The 18,236-nt window shown below is 70.5% G+C and carries 17 protein-coding genes and 1 pseudogene; 8 read left to right on the top strand and 10 right to left on the bottom strand.

Features of this window, described 5'->3' with window-relative positions:
• Positions 1-32: 32 nt before the first annotated feature.
• The 4 genes and pseudogenes from ON41_RS25610 to ON41_RS25600 all read right to left on the bottom strand — a co-directional run.
• On the bottom strand, positions 33-899 hold the full coding sequence (locus tag ON41_RS25610) for a putative RNA methyltransferase (protein ID WP_051162463.1): 867 nt from the start codon (positions 897-899) through the stop codon (positions 33-35).
• Positions 900-915: 16 nt separating this feature from the next.
• A complete protein-coding gene (locus ON41_RS40595) occupies positions 916-1,083 on the bottom strand; it encodes a DUF3117 domain-containing protein (RefSeq protein WP_019929283.1) in 168 nt (55 codons plus the stop codon).
• A 180-nt stretch (positions 1,084-1,263) separates the two neighbouring features.
• Positions 1,264-1,839: a DNA-3-methyladenine glycosylase I gene (locus ON41_RS25605; RefSeq protein ID WP_040750340.1), complete on the bottom strand. Its 576-nt coding sequence runs from the start codon at positions 1,837-1,839 to the stop codon at positions 1,264-1,266.
• 824 nt (positions 1,840-2,663) lie between these two features.
• Positions 2,664-2,954, bottom strand: a pseudogene (locus ON41_RS25600) (DivIVA domain-containing protein); the annotation flags it as partial.
• Positions 2,955-3,482: 528 nt separating this feature from the next.
• Here ON41_RS25600 and ON41_RS25595 point away from each other — a divergent pair.
• Positions 3,483-4,772, top strand: coding sequence for an NsdA family TPR-like regulatory protein (locus ON41_RS25595; protein ID WP_157185617.1), 1,290 nt, complete (start codon positions 3,483-3,485; stop codon positions 4,770-4,772).
• A complete protein-coding gene (locus ON41_RS25590; RefSeq protein WP_051162459.1) occupies positions 4,769-5,698 on the top strand; it encodes a phosphotransferase in 930 nt (309 codons plus the stop codon). Before ON41_RS25595 ends, ON41_RS25590 begins: the two co-directional genes overlap by 4 nt.
• Positions 5,699-5,713: 15 nt before the next feature.
• Here ON41_RS25590 and ON41_RS25585 read toward each other — a convergent pair whose 3' ends face one another.
• From ON41_RS25585 to ON41_RS25565, 5 genes are all read right to left on the bottom strand, one after another.
• Positions 5,714-6,850, bottom strand: coding sequence for an Mrp/NBP35 family ATP-binding protein (locus ON41_RS25585; protein ID WP_040750339.1), 1,137 nt, complete (start codon positions 6,848-6,850; stop codon positions 5,714-5,716).
• 32 nt (positions 6,851-6,882) lie between these two features.
• Complete coding sequence (locus tag ON41_RS25580; protein ID WP_040750338.1) at positions 6,883-7,728, bottom strand: lytic transglycosylase domain-containing protein; 846 nt, start codon at positions 7,726-7,728, stop codon at positions 6,883-6,885.
• A 123-nt stretch (positions 7,729-7,851) separates the two neighbouring features.
• Complete coding sequence (locus ON41_RS25575; RefSeq protein WP_246460881.1) at positions 7,852-9,276, bottom strand: lytic transglycosylase domain-containing protein; 1,425 nt, start codon at positions 9,274-9,276, stop codon at positions 7,852-7,854.
• A gap of 172 nt (positions 9,277-9,448) precedes the next feature.
• Complete coding sequence (locus tag ON41_RS25570; RefSeq protein WP_040750336.1) at positions 9,449-10,033, bottom strand: DUF1003 domain-containing protein; 585 nt, start codon at positions 10,031-10,033, stop codon at positions 9,449-9,451.
• On the bottom strand, positions 10,030-11,352 hold the full coding sequence (locus ON41_RS25565; protein WP_040750335.1) for a magnesium transporter MgtE N-terminal domain-containing protein: 1,323 nt from the start codon (positions 11,350-11,352) through the stop codon (positions 10,030-10,032). Before ON41_RS25565 ends, ON41_RS25570 begins: the two co-directional genes overlap by 4 nt.
• 53 nt (positions 11,353-11,405) lie before the next feature.
• Between ON41_RS25565 and ON41_RS25560 the strand changes: the two genes are divergently transcribed.
• The 3 genes from ON41_RS25560 to ON41_RS25550 all read left to right on the top strand — a co-directional run bounded on the left by ON41_RS25560 (position 11,406) and on the right by ON41_RS25550 (position 13,634).
• Positions 11,406-12,383, top strand: a complete 978-nt coding sequence (locus ON41_RS25560) for an HpcH/HpaI aldolase/citrate lyase family protein (RefSeq protein WP_040750490.1) — start codon at positions 11,406-11,408, stop codon at positions 12,381-12,383.
• Between the two features lie 185 nt (positions 12,384-12,568).
• On the top strand, positions 12,569-13,060 hold the full coding sequence (locus tag ON41_RS25555; RefSeq protein WP_040750334.1) for a YflT domain-containing protein: 492 nt from the start codon (positions 12,569-12,571) through the stop codon (positions 13,058-13,060).
• Positions 13,061-13,064: 4 nt separating this feature from the next.
• Complete coding sequence (locus ON41_RS25550) at positions 13,065-13,634, top strand: suppressor of fused domain protein (RefSeq protein WP_083905635.1); 570 nt, start codon at positions 13,065-13,067, stop codon at positions 13,632-13,634.
• Between the two features lie 26 nt (positions 13,635-13,660).
• On the opposite strand, the gene corA is transcribed toward ON41_RS25550, so the two are convergent.
• The gene (gene corA / locus ON41_RS25545) at positions 13,661-14,737 is read right to left on the bottom strand and encodes a magnesium/cobalt transporter CorA (protein ID WP_040750333.1); all 1,077 of its coding nucleotides are present in this window, start codon (positions 14,735-14,737) and stop codon (positions 13,661-13,663) included.
• A 96-nt stretch (positions 14,738-14,833) separates the two neighbouring features.
• Here corA and ON41_RS25540 point away from each other — a divergent pair, with 96 nt between their 5' ends.
• Genes ON41_RS25540 through ON41_RS25530 form a run of 3 tightly spaced genes read left to right on the top strand, consistent with a single transcriptional unit; the run spans position 14,834 to position 17,645 of the window.
• Positions 14,834-15,688 carry a PHP domain-containing protein gene (locus ON41_RS25540; RefSeq protein ID WP_040750332.1) on the top strand — a complete coding sequence of 285 codons (855 nt, stop codon included), beginning with the start codon at positions 14,834-14,836 and terminating at the stop codon, positions 15,686-15,688.
• Between the two features lie 34 nt (positions 15,689-15,722).
• Positions 15,723-15,989 carry a hypothetical protein gene (locus ON41_RS25535; protein WP_040750331.1) on the top strand — a complete coding sequence of 89 codons (267 nt, stop codon included), beginning with the start codon at positions 15,723-15,725 and terminating at the stop codon, positions 15,987-15,989.
• A 51-nt stretch (positions 15,990-16,040) separates the two neighbouring features.
• Entirely contained in the window at positions 16,041-17,645 is a 1,605-nt protein-coding gene (locus ON41_RS25530; protein ID WP_040750330.1) for an FAD-dependent oxidoreductase, read from the top strand.
• The last annotated feature ends 591 nt before the right edge of the window (positions 17,646-18,236 follow it).

The following is an 18,236-nucleotide window of genomic DNA, read 5'->3' as shown; positions in this document are numbered from 1 at the left end:
GCGGAAGACGGCGGGGTGCGTATTGCCGATCTTTATCGGAGGCGGTAGGTGGAGACCGTTACCGAGGCTGTGACCTCGACGGATTCGGGGAGGGTGGCTATGCGGGCCGCGCGGTCGGTGGTCGCGTGGAAGGCGGAGGGGCCCATGGCGGCGACATTGGTGATGTCGGCGTGGTCGAGGGTCATCGGGTATTCCACGATGTCGCGGGTGAGGCGTTCGAAGCGGCCGGACAGGGCGTCGGCGAGGCGGTCGTCCTTGGCCGAGTCCACGCGCACCATGTCCAGTGGGGTGATCAGTTCGGACAGGTGGGCAGAGGTGGGGGCGGCGACGACGAAGGCACCGTCCGGGGACAGGATCCGGGCCACCTCGTCCGCATTGCGCGGTGCGAAAACGCACAGGACATGGCTGAGCGCGCCGTCGCGGACGGGTAGGCCGCGCCAGGCGTCGGCCACCACCGCAGCCGCGCGCGGATGGGCCCGGGCGCAGCGCCGGGCGGCGGGTTTCGACACGTCCAGGGCGATTCCGCGGGCGTCCGGGGCGGCGTCGAGCGCCGAGGCGAGGTAGTAACCGGTTCCGGCACCGATCTCGAGAATCGCCCGCGGCGGAGCGGCGGAGCTGAGCGCCGTCGTCACCGCGTCGGCGATCGGTGCGAAATGACGGGCACGCTGAAAGGCGGCACGTGCGTCCAGCATGTCCGATGTATCTCCGGACATCTTGGTCGACGCACCGGTCAGCAGGCTCACATAACCCTGCCGAGCCAGATCGAAGGCGTGACCGCGGGTACAGGACAGCGAGCGGTCGCTCACGGCCAGGTCCGCCCCGCATTCCGGGCAGGCCAGTAACCGCGCCACCGCGGCGAGCGGCGATGCCGTATCCGCTCGCGCCGGGTTCACCGGCATCGAATCGGGTAAGGGGTTAACTGGTGACTTCGGTGAGCTCTTTGCCGAGGGCCGCGGCCTCTTCCGGCGTGAGCTCGACGACCAGACGCCCGCCACCCTCGAGTGGAACCCGCATGACGATTCCACGCCCTTCCTTGGTTGCCTCGAGGGGACCGTCCCCGGTGCGGGGCTTCATGGCCGCCATCCTCTGCTCCCTCCAGATCCGCGCGGTCTGCTGCGCACTTTCTTGGAACTCGTGTTGTCACCAACGGGTAGCCCACGCGCACGGCCGAGCCGGGCCCGAGGGGCTACACCACGACTATTCTTCCTCATCACGGAACTGGGCGGGTACCTGAGTTCGAAAACCGACCGCCGTGGCGCGTGTTCAACCGCGCACATCGACCCAGCAATCGGCCAGATGGTCGTTCACCATACCGGTCGCCTGCATGAGTGCATACGCCGTCGTCGGGCCCACGAAACGGAATCCCCGCTTCTTGAGTTCCTTTGCGAGAGCAACCGATTCGGGTGTGGTGGCGGGGACGTCGGAGAGTTGCCGGGGACGCGGCCGCGCCGGGGGAGCGAACGACCAGAGCAGGTCGTCCAGGCCGGGGTCGAGGTCCCGGGCAACCCTCGCGTTGGCGATGCTGGCCTCGATCTTGGCGCGATTGCGCACTATGCCGGGGTCGGACAGCAGACGTTCGGCATCCGCCTCGGTGTACTCGGCCACCCGGTCGATGGCGAACCCGTCGAAGGCCGCCCGGAACGCCGGGCGCTTCCGCAGGATGGTGATCCACGACAGGCCCGATTGGAACGCCTCCAGGCACATCCGCTCGAACAACGCGTCGTCGCCGTGCAGCGGCCGCCCCCACTCCTGATCGTGATAGTCGCGATAGAGCTGGGAGGACTCGCCCCACCCGCACCGGATCTTGCCGTCGTCGACGACGGTCGCGGCGGCGCTCACTGCCGTTCCCGCCGGCCAGCGGCCTGATCGCCGCCGGGCTGGGCCGGATACTGCGCGCCCCCACCGGGCGGCTCGGTGCCGGTGCTCAGGTCGAGATAGGACGTCGAGGCCGCCGGCGCTGCGGGCGGCGTGCTCCCGCCGCCGTCCACCGGGGTCGGCCCCGGTGCCCAGCCGCCGGGACCAGTGGTTTGCGCCGTATCGGGCCCCGGCGTCGACGCCTCGGAGATTGTGGGCTGCGCAGCCCCGGTATCGGGAGTCCACGTTCCCGAGGGGTTGGTTTGCGCCGTGCTGGGGTCGGGAGTCCAGGTCCCTGGGGAGCTGGTCTGCGCCGTGCCGGGGTCCGGAGTCCAGGCTGCCGCGGGTGTGGGTTGTGCCGTGCCGGGACCGAAGCCGCCGGTGGGCGAGCCGGCTGCCACGGCCGGGATGCCGCCCGTGCCCGCGGGGTGGCTTGGGATCCAGGCGGTGGATTGTCCCGTGGGCTGGCCGAAGCTGCCGGGTGCCACGGCGGGGAAAGCGCTCTCCGGCGGGGCCTGGCCCGGAGCCCAGGTGATCGGGGAAGGCGGCGCGTCGGGTGGGGTGTTGCCAGAGCCCGTTGCCTCGGGGCCGGGGTGGTGAGAGGGCGGTGTGCCCCACGCGCCGGTGTCGGGGTGTGCGGGTGGCGCGCCCCAGGGGCCGGTCTCAGGGGGTGGCTGGCTGGGCTGGGGGACGTCGGCGTGGCCGTTGGGCGGGGCCGACGCGCCGGACGCGAAGCCCCGGGGGCCGGGCGTCCGGTCCGGATGGGCCTGCTGCTCGGCGGGGGGTGTGCCGTTCGACGTGGGGGTGGGCGGCTGCTCGCCACGGGCCTCGGCCAGCTGGTGTTCCAGCTCGTCGATGCGGGCGGCTAGACGGGTGAGCGCCCAGTCCACCTCGCCGGCCTTGTAACCGCGGAAGACCTGCTGGAACCGCAGCGCCCGGACGTCGCCGCCGTGAATGCGCACAGCGGGCAGAACGGTGGCCGTCGTGCCCTCCGGCAGCGGCCCCAATTCCTCCCCGCGTCCGAACACGGCGCTCGCGACCAGGAACAGCAGCGCGGCCACCAGACCGACGATCAGCACGTACAAGAGCAGCGTGAGCATACGGACGAGGATATGCGGCCGGTCCGACATCCCGCCGTTCCGGCCGCCCCCTCCGTAGGGCGCTCGATTCGATCACGCCGGGCCGCTTCCCCTCCGCCGGCCCGGCGTGCGAATCGGCAACCGCCGGTTCACCTTTCTCCGGTGCGGCGGAAGCAGTACGCGGCCGCGGCGAGGTACTGCCTGCACCTGCCGCCGTGCCCGGCATGCACGGCGAGAATGAATCGTGCCCGGTCATAGGTGAGTTCGGACGGCTCGTGCCCGCAGTCGCGGCTGTCCATGAGCCACATGTCACGTGCTCCCGAGGACGGTGCGTACATGGCGGTACCTCCCACTGGTGTGCGGTGCACCCGGTGCCCTGGAAACCGTGGGTCTCAGGATCGCCGCCCGCGGTTCGGATTCGATTGCGTGTCGTTCAGGCACCGGGTGCGCCTTCAACTTTCGTCGTATTCGGTCCGTTGCGAAATCGCGCACCGTTGGCGTTGGTGTTGGCTTACTGTTGGCATACGGGCGTGAAATAAGGAATTAACAATGGTGTTGGGTCGGCCGTGGACCGGTTTCGAGGCTGTCGCCCTACAGGAGGCGACGCGAAAGTCTGTGCGGGAGTTCGCCGCTCATCTCGGCGTGGAGATGACGACGGTCGCGAACTGGCGCGCCGGGCTGAGCGCGGTCACCCCGCGGCCCCTCACCCAGGAACTCCTGGACACGCTGCTGCTCCAGGTCGGCGCCGAGGTGCGGGAGCGGTTCGAGCAGATCCTGGCCGCCGGTGAGCAGGCGATCGGCTCGCGCCGGTCACCGTCCCGGCGCGGCGCGGTGGTCGCCGCCGTCCCCGGGCCCGCCGCGGATATCGCCCTGATGTCGCGGCTCGACGAGGCCCGGCCGGTGATCGACCGGACGCTGGCCGCGGGCACCATCGGTCCCGCCATGGTGGAGCTGATGGAGGAGCGCGCGGCCGGGCGGGTCCTCGCCTACACCAGCACGCCGCCCACCGCCGTCCTGTCCACCGTGCTGCCGGATCTGCTGGAGGTGCAGTCGATTTCGACGCTGCGCCAGCCCGCGGCCGTGCAGGCCAGGCTGTCGGAGGTCACCGCGGTGCTGGCGCTGCTGATCGCCGACGCGCTGATGAAACTCGGCCAGATCGAGCGCGCCAACTACTGGTACGGCACGGCGCGCCTGGCCGCCGACGACACCGCGAACCGCCGGCTGCGTGCGCGGGTCCGAGCCCAGCACGCCATGCTGCCGTACTACTACGGCACTCCCGAACAGGCCGTGCTGCTGGCCCGCGCGGCGCAGGCGCAACTCCCGGAGACCGCCGACGACTCGACCGCGCTGGCGGCCGCCGCGGAGGCCCGCGCGCTGGCCCGCCTCGGTGACGCCGACGGCGCCGATCTGGCCCTGACCCGGGCCCGGCAGCGCATCGACGAACTCGGCGCGGCGGTGAGCGACGAGGCCTTCCGATTCAACGAAAAGCGTTTGCTGCTCTACCAATCCGGCACCCTGACCAACCTCGGCCGCACGGCCGCGGCCCGGCGCGCGCAGGAGCGGGGGTTGCAGCTCTACCGCGGCAGTCCGGACGTCGTGGTGGACCCGGCCCTCATCGAACTCGACGCCGCCATCTGCCACGCCCTCGACGGCGCGGTGGACGAGGCGTGCGAGCTGGCATCGCGGGTGCTGGCCGCGCTGCCGCCGGAACATCGCACCACGATCGTGATGACCCGCGCGGCCGCGGTGATGGACGCGATACCCGAGCACAGCCGCACCCGCCGCGCCGTCGACGAGCTGCGCCGCAGGGTGGCGGCGGGGACGGGGGAACCACGGTGACCACGGCATCGCAGGCGGTCGCCTACCGCGCACCGGCGGCGGAGTTCACGCCGCACCGGACGCGCTGGATCCTCGAACGAGCGTGCCACGAGGGCGGATTCGACGCCACCGGCGCCGAACTGCTGCGCCATCACACCAATGCCGTGTACCGGTTGGCGCGGCAGCCGATCGTGGTGAAGATCGATCGGCCGTACGGCGGGCCGGCGCCGATCGACGTCGTCGCGCTGGTGCGCTGGTTACGGGCGCGGGGAGTGCCCGTGGTGCCGCCGGCGTCCGGGGTGCAGCGGGTCGTGGTCGGCGGCTGTGTGGTCACCTTCTGGCGGTATCTGCCGCAGCGCCGCGAGATCGTCGCCGCCGATCTGGCCGGACCGCTGGCTCTGCTGCACGGGCTGCGACACCGCCCGGCGCAGTGGCTGCCGACGAGCCATCTCGCCGACGCCTTCGTCCGCATCGCCCGCGCCATCGACGGCAACACGATCCTCTCGCCCAGCGACCGCCGCCTGCTGCGCGCGGAACGCAACCGGCTGGCCGCCCGCAGCGACGAGATCGCCTACCCGCTCGCCCAGGGCCTCATCCACGGCGACGCGCATCATCGGAATACGCTGTGGGACAACGGAACCGGCCGCGGCGTCCTGTGCGACTGGGAGAGCGTGGCGATCGGCCAGCCCGAGTGGGATCTGGTGACGATCGAGGTGCACTGCCGCCGATTCGCCCACCATCCGGGCGAATACGACACCTTCTGCCGCGACTACGGTTTCGACGTCCGCACCTGGTCCGGGTTCTCCTGGCTGCGCGACCTGCGTGAACTCCGAATGATCACCACCAACGCCTTCAAATCTGCCCCGGGCTCGGCGAGCGCGCGGGAAGTGTTGCGCCGCATAGACGGCCTGCGCAAAGGCGTTCCGCTGACGTGGAACATTCTGTAGTCGGCGAGTAGAGCCTTACGCGTGGCGGGTGGTATCGATCCCTAGGGACATGCCCGCGAGGCCGCGGCGGCGGACCGCCAGCTTGTCGGCGATCTCGTTCAGGACCGTGGCGGCGGGGTCGGCGGGGTTGCGGAGGACGATGGGGGTGCCCTCGTCGCCGGCCTCGCGCAGTTCCTGGGTGATCGGGATCTGGCCCAGCAGGGGGACGTCGGCGCCGACGGCCTGGGTGAGGCGGTCGGCGACGGACTGACCGCCGCCGGAGCCGTAGAGCTCCATCCGGGAGCCGTCGGGCAGGTCCAGCCAGGACATGTTCTCCACCACGCCCGCGATCCGCTGCCGGGTCTGCAGGGCGATGGCGCCCGCGCGCTCGGCCACCTCGGCGGCCGCCGCCTGCGGGGTGGTGACCACCAGGATCTCGGCGTTGGGGATCAGCTGGGCGATCGAGATCGCGACGTCGCCGGTGCCCGGCGGCAGGTCCAGCAGCAGGATGTCCAGATCGCCCCAGAACACGTCGGCCAGGAACTGCTGCAGTGCGCGGTGCAGCATCGGGCCGCGCCACACCACGGGCGTATTGCCCTGGGTGAACATGGCGATCGAGATGACCTTCACATCGTGCGCGACCGGCGGCATGATCATGCGCTCCACCTGGGTGGGCCGCTGGTCGGTGCCGAGCATGCGGGGCACCGAGTGGCCGTAGATGTCGGCGTCCAGGACGCCCACCGACAGCCCGCGCTCGGCCATGGCCGCCGCCAGATTCACTGTCACGCTGGACTTTCCGACGCCGCCCTTACCGGAGGCCACGGCGTACACCCGGGTCAGCGAGCCGGGCTGGGCGAACGGGATGACCGGTTCGGCCGAATCGCCGCGCAGCTTCTTGCGCAGTTCGGTGCGCTGCTCGTCGTTCATCACATCGAGCTCGACCGAGATCGCGCCCACGCCGGCCACGTCGGCGACGGCCTTGGTCACCGATTCGGTCAGCGTGGTGCGCAGTGGGCAGGCCGCCGTCGTCAGGTAGATCTCGACGTGCACGCTGCTGTCGTCGCCGACCGCGACGCTCTTCACCATGCCCAGCTCGGTGATCGGTTTGCGGATCTCCGGGTCGTTCACCTTGGCGAGGGCGCCCCGCACATCCGATTCCGTAACCACTGACATAAGGCGAGTCTAGGTGGGCCGAGCCCGGCGCCTCAGATCCGGGGCAGCTGGCCGCGCTCCGGCGCGACGCCGGTACGGTACGCGACCTCCCACGCCATCACGTTGGCGACGTAGGCCATCGAGTTGTTGTAGCGCATGATCGCTTTCGACTGCTGGCCCAGATCGTTCATGTCCAGCCCGCCGTGGCACAGGTACTTGCCCGCGGTGAGGGCGGCGTCGAACAGGTTCTGCGGATCGGAGATACCGTCGCCGTCGCCGTCGGCCGCGAACTTGCGCCACGTCTCGGGCAGGAACTGCATGGGACCGACGGCGCGGGTGTACGAGGACATACCCCCGTCGAGTTCGCCGTCGGTCGCGTGCACCACCTGATTGCCGCCGAGGCTCCCGTCGAGTACCGGACCGTAGATCGGGTCCAGCGGGTAGCCCTTGGCGTCGGCCTTGCCGTAGGCGTGCTTCGACTCCACCTGGCCGATGCCGGCGAGTACCGACCACGGCATGTGGCAGTTCGAATCCTCCTGGGCGAGGACGCGTTCGGCGTTCTGGTAGGCCGCCTGCGCGATGCCCGGCAGGCCCAGCGGCCCGGCGGGCAGGTCGGCCGCGACCCGGCCGTCCGGCTGCGCCACGGTCTTCACGACCGGCGGGCCGGCGTGCTTGGCGGCGCGGAGGAATCCCTCGGTGTCCGGTGCGGTCGATTCGGGCGCGGCGGCCTGCTCGTCCGGATTCTCGTTCAGCGCAGACAATGTCGCGTGCTCGGCGGTGTTCACCTCCGCCGCGGACGCCGCGCTCACGGCGACGACTCCCGCGGGGACGAGTCCGGTCAGTGCGATAACGGATCCGCGGCCAACATTCCTAGCCGGCTGTTTGCGGTGACGTCCCACGTGCGGTGGTCCTCCCATGCTCGCTGTGAGCTTTTCGTGACACAACGAGATCAGATTACCGCATCCGAGACCTTTTCGTTACTCCTTCGTGACCGTGTTTGCGGTTTGGCTACGGACCGGCGGTTATCCGGCCGGAACCGGCATCGGGATGGTGATGCCGAAGGGCAGCGTGATGGCCGGCGCGGGCGCCGGTGCGGGGGCCGCGGACTGTGCCGGTTCGGCAGGTTCCGCCGGGCCGGGTTGCGCTGTCGGCGCGGCGTTCTCGGTCTGTTGCTGTTCGGGAGCCGCGGCCTCCGGTGCGGGCGCGGCGGCCTCGGGGGCCGGTGCGGCGGGCGGCTGCCCGGGCGCCTCCTGAGCCTGTGGCTGGACGCAGTTCGCCGGGGCGTTGGGATCCCGGGGCGCGTTCGGGTCGGCGTTCTGCGCGTCGGCCGGCCGGACCGGATCGCCCGGCGCCCAGCGCTGCTGGGCCTCGGCGGCCGGATCGCCCGGCAGCTTCGGCATCGGCGCGGGAACGACCGCCGGATCGCACGGCTTCGGCGGGGGCGGCGGCGGACAGAAGATTCCGCACGGGATCGGCGGCAGGCCCGGGATGTTGATCATCACCTGCGTCGGGGCCTGGGCGCGGCCCTGGGGCTGGGTCTGTACCTGCGCGGGCGGCTGCATCGAGGCCGTCGAGGTCTCGGGCGGCGGCGCGGCGCTGGGGGCCGGGTAGGTGGAGTTGACCGCGACCATCTCCGAGCCGTTCGGCGCCTGCATGCTGCCCGGCGGAATCAGCTCGGGGGAGATGTCCACCCGGGTCGGCGCGCCGCCGGTCGCGTAGGCGTTGGACCAGCTCAGCACGTTGGCCGCGTAGGACAGCGAATTGTTGTAGCGCAGCACCGAACGCAGCTCCTGCGACGGGTCGCGCAGGTCCAGCCCGCCGGAGCAGAGGTATTTGGCCGCGCCGAGGGCGGCGTCGAAGACGTTGTTCGGGTCGGCCACGCCGTCGCCGTTGCCGTCGGAGGAGTAGTGGGCCCAGGTGCCGGGAAGGAACTGCATCGGGCCGACGGCCCGCACGTATCCGCCCTCGGCCGCCTTGATGACCTCGTTACCCGGGAGGGTGCCGTCCAGCGACGGGCCGTAGATGGCCCCGATGGTGGTTCCGGCGGCGTCGGTGTGGCCGCTGCGGGCATGGCCCGACTCGATGCGGCCGATGCCGGCGAGCAGGTGCCAGCTCACGCCGCAGTTGGGGGCCGAGGACTGCATAGCCAGTTCGGCGTTGCGGTAGGCGGCGAGCACGATCTCCGGGATGCCCAGCGCGCCACCGCCGCCCGGAAGCGCGATCTCCTGCAGCGGGACGGTGCCGGCGAACGGCGCGATGCCGTCGGCGGGCGGTGCCATCGCGCGCAGCTTGCGCGGCGGTTCGGGCGCCGCGGGAACGAGGCCGGCCGTCTGATCGGCCGGTGTGCTCTGCGGATCCGTCGGCGCGGAAGCCGCCGCCAGCTGCGCGTCGTGTGTTTTGGGCGCGCTGGTGCGGACCGGCGTGTGCGCCGTCGATCCCGAAGCCATCAACCCCGCTACCACCAACGCCGATACGGTAATCGGTCCAGACATTCGCATCGGCACACCAATCCCCTCGTAGCCATTCGGTGGCCGACTCCACCCACTGTCTGAGTCGGCCACTTCCCGCAACGTGATCCAGGTTACCCGGCAGTCAGCTTGTTGTTATCGATATTTGCGGTCAGTTGCCATCGATTTGTGGCGAAATAGGTACTCGCCCCCTCTTTCTGTCGGTACTCTTCCTGGTTTTGGTAGATGGAACAGAATCTTCACCGCTCAATGGTGCATTCAGCTCGAGGCGCGCCAGGGCGTCCTTGATGTCTTCCAACTCTCGGCGCAAGTAGTCGCGCGTGGCGACCTCGCCCACCGCGATCCGCAGCGCCGCCAGCTCCCGGGCCAGGAACTCGGTATCGGCCTTGGTCTGCGCGGAGCGGGCGCGATCCTCCTCGAGCGAGACGCGGTCGCGGTTGTCCTGCCGGTTCTGGGCCAGCAGGATCAGCGGCGCGGCATAGGCGGCCTGGGTGGAGAAGGCCAGGTTGAGCAGGATGAACGGGTAGGGATCCCACCGCAGCCCGACGGCGAAGACGTTCAGGATGATCCATACGACGACGACGACCGTCTGCAACACCAGATAGCGGCCCGTGCCCAGGAACCGGGCGACCCGTTCGGAACTGCGCGCCATCGCCTCGGCGTCGAAGTCGAAGCGGAACCGGTTCTCGACCGGCGTCTCCAGCCGCCCGCGGGGCTTGTCGCTGCGTTCGGTCACTGTCGCTCTCCTTCGGCCTGCGCGGGCCCCGGCGATTCGGCGTGCACCGCGACCGGATGCTCCTCGTCCTGCTCGCGCCAGTCCTCCGGCAGCAGGTGGTCGAGGACGTCGTCGACGGTCACCGCGCCCAGCAGGTGGTTCTCGGTATCCACCACCGGACCGCAGACCAGGTTGTACGTGGCGAAGAAGCGGGTCACCGCGGTGAGCGCGGTCTCGGGCAGCAGGCAGGCGAGGTCCTTGTCGACGATGCCGCCGACCAGATTCGCCGGCGGTTCCCGCAGCAGTCGCTGGATGTGCACGCAGCCCAGGTAGCGGCCGGTCGGCGTGGCGGTCGGCGGGCGCACGACGAACACCATCGATGCCAGGGCAGGCGTCAGATCCGGATCGCGCACGCGGGCCAGCGCCTCGGCGACGGTCGCCGCGGGGGTCAGCACCACCGGCGCGGGCGTCATCAGACCGCCCGCGGTGTACGGGGAGTATTCGAGCAGGCGGCGCACCGGCTCGGACTCCTCGGGATCCATGAGGGCCAGCAGCGCCTCGGCCTCCCCGGTGGGCAGCTCGCCGAGCAGGTCGGCGGCGTCGTCGGGGTCCATCGCCTCGATCACGTCGGCGGCGCGTTCGACGCCGAGCTGTTTGACCACCTCGAGCTGGTCGGTCTCCGGCAGCTCCTGGACCACGTCGGCCAGGCGCTCGTCGTCCAGGGCCTGCGCCAGTTCGATGCGGCGCTTCTTCGGAAGTTCGCGCAGCATGTGCGCGACGTCGGCCGGGCGCAGGCCCTCGTACTGTTCCAGCAGGGCGGTGACGCTCTGGCCGGGCAGGTCGAGTTCCTGCTGGGTCAGCCCGCGCACAGCGGACCAGTCCACGACGTGCACCGTGCGCCGGCGGGTCAGGCGCCGGTGCCCGCGCACCGCGACGCGCGAGACCACCCAGTCCCGCGTGCGGGTCTGTTCGATGCCGAGATCCACCACGAACAGGTCGACGTCCCGCACGTCGGGCAGCTCGGGATCCTCCACCCGGACCTTGGAGTCGAGAATCTGCGCCAGGGCCAGCATCTCGCCGTGCCGCTGCTCGAATCGGCGCAGGCTGACGGTGCCGGTGTTGAGGTTGGCCGAACCCGGCTCGATCGCGGTCACGCGCAGCATCGGCACGAAAATGCGTTTGCGCGTGGGTAATTCCACGAGCAGGCCCAGCACGCGCGGTTGCTGGCGGTCGTACCGGATGGAGATCACCACATCGCGGACGCGGCCGATAGACTCCCCGTCCGGACCGAGCACCACCAAGCCCGCCAGGCGGGCGGCGAAGACCTTCGTCGCTGCCATGGTTGCCAGGCTATGCGGTGCAGCGCCCGAATCACGAACCTCAGGAGCCGCGCATGTCAACTCGCCGTACCGGGCTGACGCCCTCCCGGCGCTCGGTGCTCGCCGTCCCCGGCAGCAACCCGAAGATGATCGAGAAAGCCAAGGGCCTGGCCGCCGACGAGATATTCCTCGACCTGGAGGACGCGGTCGCTCCCGGAGCCAAGGCTACGGCCCGGGCGAATATCGTGGCGGCGCTCAACGAGCCCGGCTGGGGGCAGCAGAACCGGGTGGTGCGGGTCAACGACTGGACCACCCAGTGGACCTACGCCGACGTGATCTCGGTCGTCGACGGCGCGGGCGCGGAGCTGGACGCGATCCTGCTCCCCAAGGTGATCGACGCCGGTCAGGTGCGGGCGCTGGATCTGCTGCTGACCCAGCTGGAGAAGTCGGGCGGACTCGAGGTCGGCCGCATCGCCATCGAGCCGCAGATCGAGAACGCCCAGGGGCTGCGCAACATCGACGAGATCGCCACCGCCAGCGCGCGCGTGCAGACGCTGGTCTTCGGTCCGGCGGACTTCATGGCCAGCATCAATATGCGCACGCTGGTGGTCGGTGAACAGCCGGAGGGCTACGACACCGGCGACGCCTACCACCACATCCTGATGACGATCCTGCTCACCGCGCGTGCCCACGGCCTGCAGGCCATCGACGGCCCGTACCTGCAGGTCCGCGATCTCGACGGCTTCCGCCGGGCCGCGAACCGCACGGCCGCACTCGGTTTCGACGGCAAATGGGTGCTGCACCCGAGCCAGATCGAGGCCGCCAACGAGATCTTCTCGCCCCGCCAGGCCGAATACGACCGGGCCGAGGAGATCCTCGACGCCTACGCCTTCCACACCTCGGTCGAGGGCGGCGCCCGCGGCGCGGCCATGCTCGGCGACGAGATGATCGACGAGGCCAGCGCGAAGATGGCCCAGGTCATCGCCGACAAGGGCCGCGCGGCCGGAATGCGGCGCACCACGCGGTTCGTCCCACCCCCGCCCGCCGACTGAGCACGTGGCCCCGCATGCGCGGGGCAAGCAGGCGAGACATGCCGGCAACGTGAGTGCTGACTTGCGGGGACCGACGTGCCTGGATGCGGAAAGGGGTCCGGGGGTGAGGAGAGACATACCGGACACGCGGGCCGGTTGTGTGGCTTGTGGGCGCATCCCGGGCGGCGACCTAGCATGATGGTGGTATGGCTAATCCGTTGGGAAACGCGAATCGGAACCGACCGGGTCTGCCGACGCCGCCGTCGGGCTGGCCGGTCGGGTCGTATCCCACCTATGCCGAGGCGCAGCGGGCGGTCGACTATCTGGCCGACAATCAGTTCCCCGTCGAGAACGTGACGATCGTCGGTGTCGACCTCATGCAGGTCGAGCGCGTGCTGTACCGGTTGACCTGGGGCAAGGTAATCGGTGGGGGCATGGTTTCCGGCGCGTGGCTGGGTCTGTTCCTGGGCCTGCTGCTGAGCCTGTTCACCACCGGCGGCGCCCTCGGCCCGCTGGTCGTCGGCCTGGTGGGTGGCGTCATCTTCGGCGTCATCTCGACCTCGATCCCGTACGCCGCCACCCGCGGCCAGCGCGACTTCGCATCGACCATGCAGCTGGTGGCCGGCCGCTACGACGTGCTGTGCGAGCCGAAGGCGGCCGAGCAGGCCCGCGACATGCTGGCGAAGCTGGCTTTGTAAGCGGATGGATGTGGTCGACGAGGTCCGGGCCGCGGCGCTCGGGCATTTCGGTGTGTCCTCGGCCGATTCGGCGTCGGTGACGTTCCTGGGCCTGGAACCGATCGAGATCCTGCGCATCCCGGACGGGGATCTCGTGCACTACGTGACGCTGGGCGGCGCGCGCCATCCCATGACCGATCCCACGGCCGCCCTGGCCGATCCGGAGCGGGGCCCGCGCGCGGAACTGGTGCTGACGCTGCGCGGCGGCGCCCACGCCGGGCTCGCCAAGGGCCTCGGCATACTCGTCGCCTCACCCGCAGTGGAAGGCGTTGTGCTGCAAGCGGATGCGCTGCTGGATCTCGGAGAACCGCTGTGGCACAACGCGCCCTTCACCGCCGCCCTGCTGGGGGCCGCGGAGTTGCCGGAGGTCCCGCTGCCGGAACCCGCTGAGCCCGTGCGGTTCCTGTCCGTGACGCCGATCACCGCCACCGAGGCCGCGTGGGTGCGGGTGCGTGGCGCGGATGCCTTGCGGGAGGCGTGGGGCGAGGCCGGGATCGATGTGCATGATCCGGGGCGTGGGGCAGCGAACCTGTAGCGCAACACCTTCCGTGCAGCGGAAACCTACAGCCAGTGGTTGCGGCGGAGGGTGTACAGGAGACCGCCGCAGACGACGAGGATGACGATCCAGACCATCCCGTAGCCGTATTTCCAGTGCAGTTCCGGCATGAAATCGAAGTTCATGCCGTAGATGCCGGCGGTCATGGTCGGTACGGCGGCGATGGCCACCCAGGCGGAGATCTTGCGCATATCGGTGTTCTGCTGGACGCTCACCTTCGCCAGCACGGCGTTGATCAGCGCGCTGAGCAGATCGTCGAAGTCGCTGATGCGCTCGGCCACGGCGGTGTGGTGGTCGGCGACGTCGCGCAGATAGCGGCGAATCTCCTTCGGCACCGGGATATCGGTGCTGCGCGAGAGCAGTTGCAGGGGGAGCGAGAGCGGGTTGACCGCGCGCCGCAGCTCCACCACCTCGCGCTTGAGCTGGTAGACGGCCTCGGTGGTGAGACGACTGCGCGGGGTGAAGACCTCCTCCTCCATCTCCTCCACATCGTCCTCGATCTCCTGGGTGACATAGACGTAGGAGTCCACGACGTGGTCGGCGATCGCGTGCAGCACCGCGCCGGGGCCGAGCGCCAGCCGTTCCGGATTGCCCTCGAGCTCGTGCCGGACGCCGTGCAGTCCGGTGTGCTCGCCGTGGCGCACGGTGATGACGAAATCCCGGCCCATGAACACCATGATCTCGCCGGTCTCGACGATCTCGCTGACCGCGTGCAGATCGTGCTCCACATACTTCACCGTTCGCAGCACCAGGAACAGCACGTCGTCGTAGCGTTCCAGTTTGGGCCGCTGCCGGGCGTGGACGGCGTCCTCCGCCGCGAGTGCGTGCAGTCCGAACGTCTGCGCCACATCGGCCATCTGGGCCTCGTCCGGAGCGTGCAGCCCGACCCAGACGAAACCGGAGTCGCGCTCGCGCACCTCGGCGAGGGCCTCGGCGTGGGTGTAGCGGCCGGGCAGCCGGTGCCCGTCCACGTAGACCGCGCAGTCGACGATCGCTCGCGCGGTCGGAACGGGAATCCGGTACGGCGAGTGGGCGGACTTCCCACGTCCGCGAAACGACGGTAGCTGCGGAATCTGCGGCATTGTCTGGATGCTAGTCGGCCGGTCCGCGGTTGCGCGCGGGTCGCGGGCAGCACGCTGATCGCCGTCGCCGCACGGCCGTTGGGCACTATAGACAGGGTGCGCATCGACCTGCATACCCATTCCACCGCCTCCGACGGCACCGATACCCCGGCCGAACTGGTCCGCAACGCGGCCGCGGCCGGGCTCGACGTCGTGGCGATCACCGATCACGACACCACCTCCGGCTGGGCCGACGCCGCCGACGCCCTGCCGGCCGGCATGACGCTGGTGCGGGGCATGGAGATGTCGTGCGTCGGGATGGGCGAGGACGGCTGGCCGGTGCCCGTGCATCTGCTGGCGTATCTGTTCGACCCGGCCGACCGGGCATTCGCCCGGGAGCGCGAGCGGCTGCGGGCCGAGCGCGTGGAGCGGGTCCGCACGATGGCCGAGAAGATGGCCGCCGACGGCCTACCGGTCGACCCGGATCAGGTGCTTGCCTCCGCGGGCCCCTCCGCCGGTCGCCCGCACCTGGCGCGCGCCCTGGTAGCGGCCGGCGTGGTGCCGACGGTCGACGCGGCCTTCGTGGATCTGCTGGCGCCGCGCGGGCGCTACTACGTGGAGAAGGCCGACACCCCGCTGCGCCGCGCGGTGGAGATGGTCACCGCCGCGGGCGGAGTCACCGTGGTGGCGCACGCCCGGGCCCGCAAGCGCGGGCGGCTGCTCGCCGTCGACGACATCCGCGAGCTGGCCGCCCTCGGTCTCGGCGGGCTGGAGGTCGACCACCCCGACCACAGCGACGCCGACCGTGCCCTGCTGGCCGGGCTCGCGGCCGAACTGGAGCTGATCGTCACCGGCTCCTCGGATTACCACGGCGCCAACAAGACCATCAGCCTCGGCGAATTCACCACGGCCCCGGACCAATTCGAGGCGCTGGCGGCCAAGGCGACCGGCGTACCGGTGATCGCCCCGTGAGCGGGCGGCAAGGGGAGTACCGCGGAGTAGGGGTATGAAACCGCTGCGTGCGGTGAGCGGGATCGTTGCCGGTGGGCTGGTCGCGCTCACTCTGGTGCTGGTCGGGGCCGCGTTCGTCGGGGATCGTCGGGGTTTTCCGGGGCCGGGCGCGGAGATGCTGGCCTGGCACATCGGGCTGACGGTCGTGGCCCTCGCGGCCCAGATTTTCGCCGACCGTCGTCGAGGTTTGGCCTCGGTTTCCGGATCGCTGGTCGTTTTTGTGGCGGCAGGTTATCTATTGGTTACGCAGTGGTGGAATTGAGGTACGTGTAACGGTTGCGGTGGGGTGAATTGTGGCCGAACATTTTTCCTTGTGAGCGAAATTGCGGCCGACGTGCTGGTGCTGGGTGGTGGCCCCGCCGGCGCCTGGGCCGCCCTCGCCGCCGCGCACGCCGGCGCACGGGTCGTCGTGGTCGACAAGGGGCGCTGCGGCAGCAGCGGGCCGACCGCGAAAGGGCTTGTGGCCCTGTGGAATATCCCGCCGGGAGCGGCCCGCGAGGAGGCCGTGCAGCGCAGTTATCGGCACGGCGGTTTCCTCGGCGATCCGGAGTGGATGCACCGGGTGCTGGAGGAGACGCACCGGCGGGTCGATCAGCTGGTTCGGTGGGGCTACCGTTTCCCCGGTGATCGGGGCGGGCGGCCCGACCGGGTGTATTTGAACGGCTCGCGATATCTGGGCCGGATGCGCCGCAGTCTCATCGTCGCGGGAGTGCGCATTCTCGACCATCATCCGGCATTGCAATTGCTCGCCGACGGCGACGGCATGGTGTCCGGGGCCTGCGGTGTGCAATTGCGCAACGAATTCCGTTCCTGGACCGTGCGGGCCGGTGCGGTGGTGCTGGCGACCGGTGGCTGCGCCTTCCTGTCCGGCGGCCTCGGCAGCGATGTCGACACCGGCGACGGCCTGCTGATGGCCGCCGAGGTCGGGGGCGAGCTGTCGGGAATGGAGTTCTCCAACGCCTACGCGCTGACCCCGGCGGGCGGGGTGCGCCTGGCCGCGGTCACCGACGAGACGCCGGGGCCGAATCCGGTACCCGCGCCCGATCTGGCGTTGCATTTCGCGACGCTGTACGACGAGTCCGGCGCCGCCCTGGGCGGTGGGGGCCTCGGCTCGCGGGCCGAGGCCTTCGCCGCCCTCGCCGACGGGCGCCGGGTGTACGCGGCCCTGGAGGAGATCCCCGGGCCGCTGCGCAAGCAACTGGCCCGCGCCCCCTGGTTCGCCGGGCAGGACCGCAAGCCCGCGCGGGTGCCGCTGCGGGCGGTCCTGGAGGGCACCGTGCGCGGGACCGGTGGGGTGCAGTTGTCCGGATTCGACTGTGCCACAACAGTTCCCGGCCTGTTCGGCGCCGGTGACGTGACCACGAGGGAGCCCATCACCGGTGCCGTCGGCGGATTCGGCGGTCAGGGCGGGGCCTGGGCGATGTCGTCGGGAGTGTGGGCGGGCGGGGGCGCGGCGCGCTTCGCGCTCGAGCGCGGGCGGCCGTCGAAGGGCCGCCCGGCGCCCGGCGCGGGCCTCAACGCCACCGCGGGCATCGACCCGCGCGCGGTGGTCGGCCTGGTGCAGGAGCACACGCTGCCGCTGCGGCGCAGCTACTGGCGCAGCGCGGGGAGCCTGCGCGACAGCATCGCCGAACTCGACGGCATGTGGCCGGTGACCGCCTACGATCTCGGCGGCCACGGACCGCAGCGGCTGCCGGCGCGGCAGGCGGCGGCGCTGCTCGCGGTGGCCCGATGGACCAAACACAGCGCCCTGGCCCGCACCGAGACCCGCGGCATGCACCGCCGCACCGACCACCCGAGCGCGGGCGACGACTGGCAGGTCCGCCTGCGCGCGGGCGGAATCGGATCGGTATGGGTGCGGCCGGAGCAGTGCGATCCCGGTGAGGCCCCGTGTCGAGCGGACTTGACCCCGGCGTAGTTGCTTGTTTCCGGCCAAAAGCGCGCCGGAAACAAGGGAGGGGATGCCGGGCGCGAGGAAGGGGCGGGCGGCCAAGATTCTTGTTTCCGGCACGCTTTCGGCCGGAAACCCGCAACCCTGGATACTGGCGTAACGTCCACGCATCGCCCGAGTCCCGACCTCACACCGGGCCGGCCTCGCCCCGTGCGACAGCTCACCCCGATCACACGCCGAGCTGCGAGTTTCCGCTTACCCCGAGGTAATTCGGGGTCGCTACCCTCGGGTGATGGGAGCACGCATCGTGAGGCGATTTGGCAAGGCCACGCTCCGGCTGGCAGAATGTTGCGGATTCCCGGCCGACGCCACCGCCCGGTCCGGGACTGCTGGTGAATCTCGATTCGTGACGAACGGCTCCGGATCGCGGATCACGCCATTGCATTGCCCGGACCCACCCGTCCGGTTCTCGCTCGACAGATCTGTGCCGCGATACGCGAACCGAATGCCGTTGTGCCGTGCGCGGCTTGCCGCGATATAGCTACCGCGGGGTAGCGTCCGGCGTCCGCGAGCGCGCTCGGCACACCCTGCGAGTAACCCGTAAAACCCCTATTCCCG

This window comes from Nocardia transvalensis NBRC 15921, assembly GCF_000308875.1.
Classification (GTDB): Bacteria; Actinomycetota; Actinomycetes; order Mycobacteriales; family Mycobacteriaceae; genus Nocardia; species Nocardia transvalensis.
This window is presented reverse-complemented; position numbering and strand designations above follow the sequence as displayed.

What these genes read in the sequence shown, in the direction of transcription:
- ON41_RS25575 (WP_246460881.1), bottom strand. Translation starts at nt 9,276, where the DNA reads ATGGCTTCGGGATCGACGGCGCACACGCCGGTCCGCACCAGCGCGCCC.
- ON41_RS25565 (WP_040750335.1), bottom strand. Translation starts at nt 11,352, where the DNA reads ATGGCAGCGACGAAGGTCTTCGCCGCCCGCCTGGCGGGCTTGGTGGTG.
- ON41_RS25535 (WP_040750331.1), top strand. Translation starts at nt 15,723, where the DNA reads ATGAAACCGCTGCGTGCGGTGAGCGGGATCGTTGCCGGTGGGCTGGTC.
- ON41_RS25585 (WP_040750339.1), bottom strand. Translation starts at nt 6,850, where the DNA reads ATGTCAGTGGTTACGGAATCGGATGTGCGGGGCGCCCTCGCCAAGGTG.
- ON41_RS40595 (WP_019929283.1), bottom strand. Translation starts at nt 1,083, where the DNA reads ATGGCGGCCATGAAGCCCCGCACCGGGGACGGTCCCCTCGAGGCAACC.
- ON41_RS25555 (WP_040750334.1), top strand. Translation starts at nt 12,569, where the DNA reads ATGGCTAATCCGTTGGGAAACGCGAATCGGAACCGACCGGGTCTGCCG.
- ON41_RS25550 (WP_083905635.1), top strand. Translation starts at nt 13,065, where the DNA reads ATGGATGTGGTCGACGAGGTCCGGGCCGCGGCGCTCGGGCATTTCGGT.
- ON41_RS25610 (WP_051162463.1), bottom strand. Translation starts at nt 899, where the DNA reads ATGCCGGTGAACCCGGCGCGAGCGGATACGGCATCGCCGCTCGCCGCG.
- ON41_RS25595 (WP_157185617.1), top strand. Translation starts at nt 3,483, where the DNA reads ATGGTGTTGGGTCGGCCGTGGACCGGTTTCGAGGCTGTCGCCCTACAG.
- ON41_RS25560 (WP_040750490.1), top strand. Translation starts at nt 11,406, where the DNA reads ATGTCAACTCGCCGTACCGGGCTGACGCCCTCCCGGCGCTCGGTGCTC.
- corA (WP_040750333.1), bottom strand. Translation starts at nt 14,737, where the DNA reads ATGCCGCAGATTCCGCAGCTACCGTCGTTTCGCGGACGTGGGAAGTCC.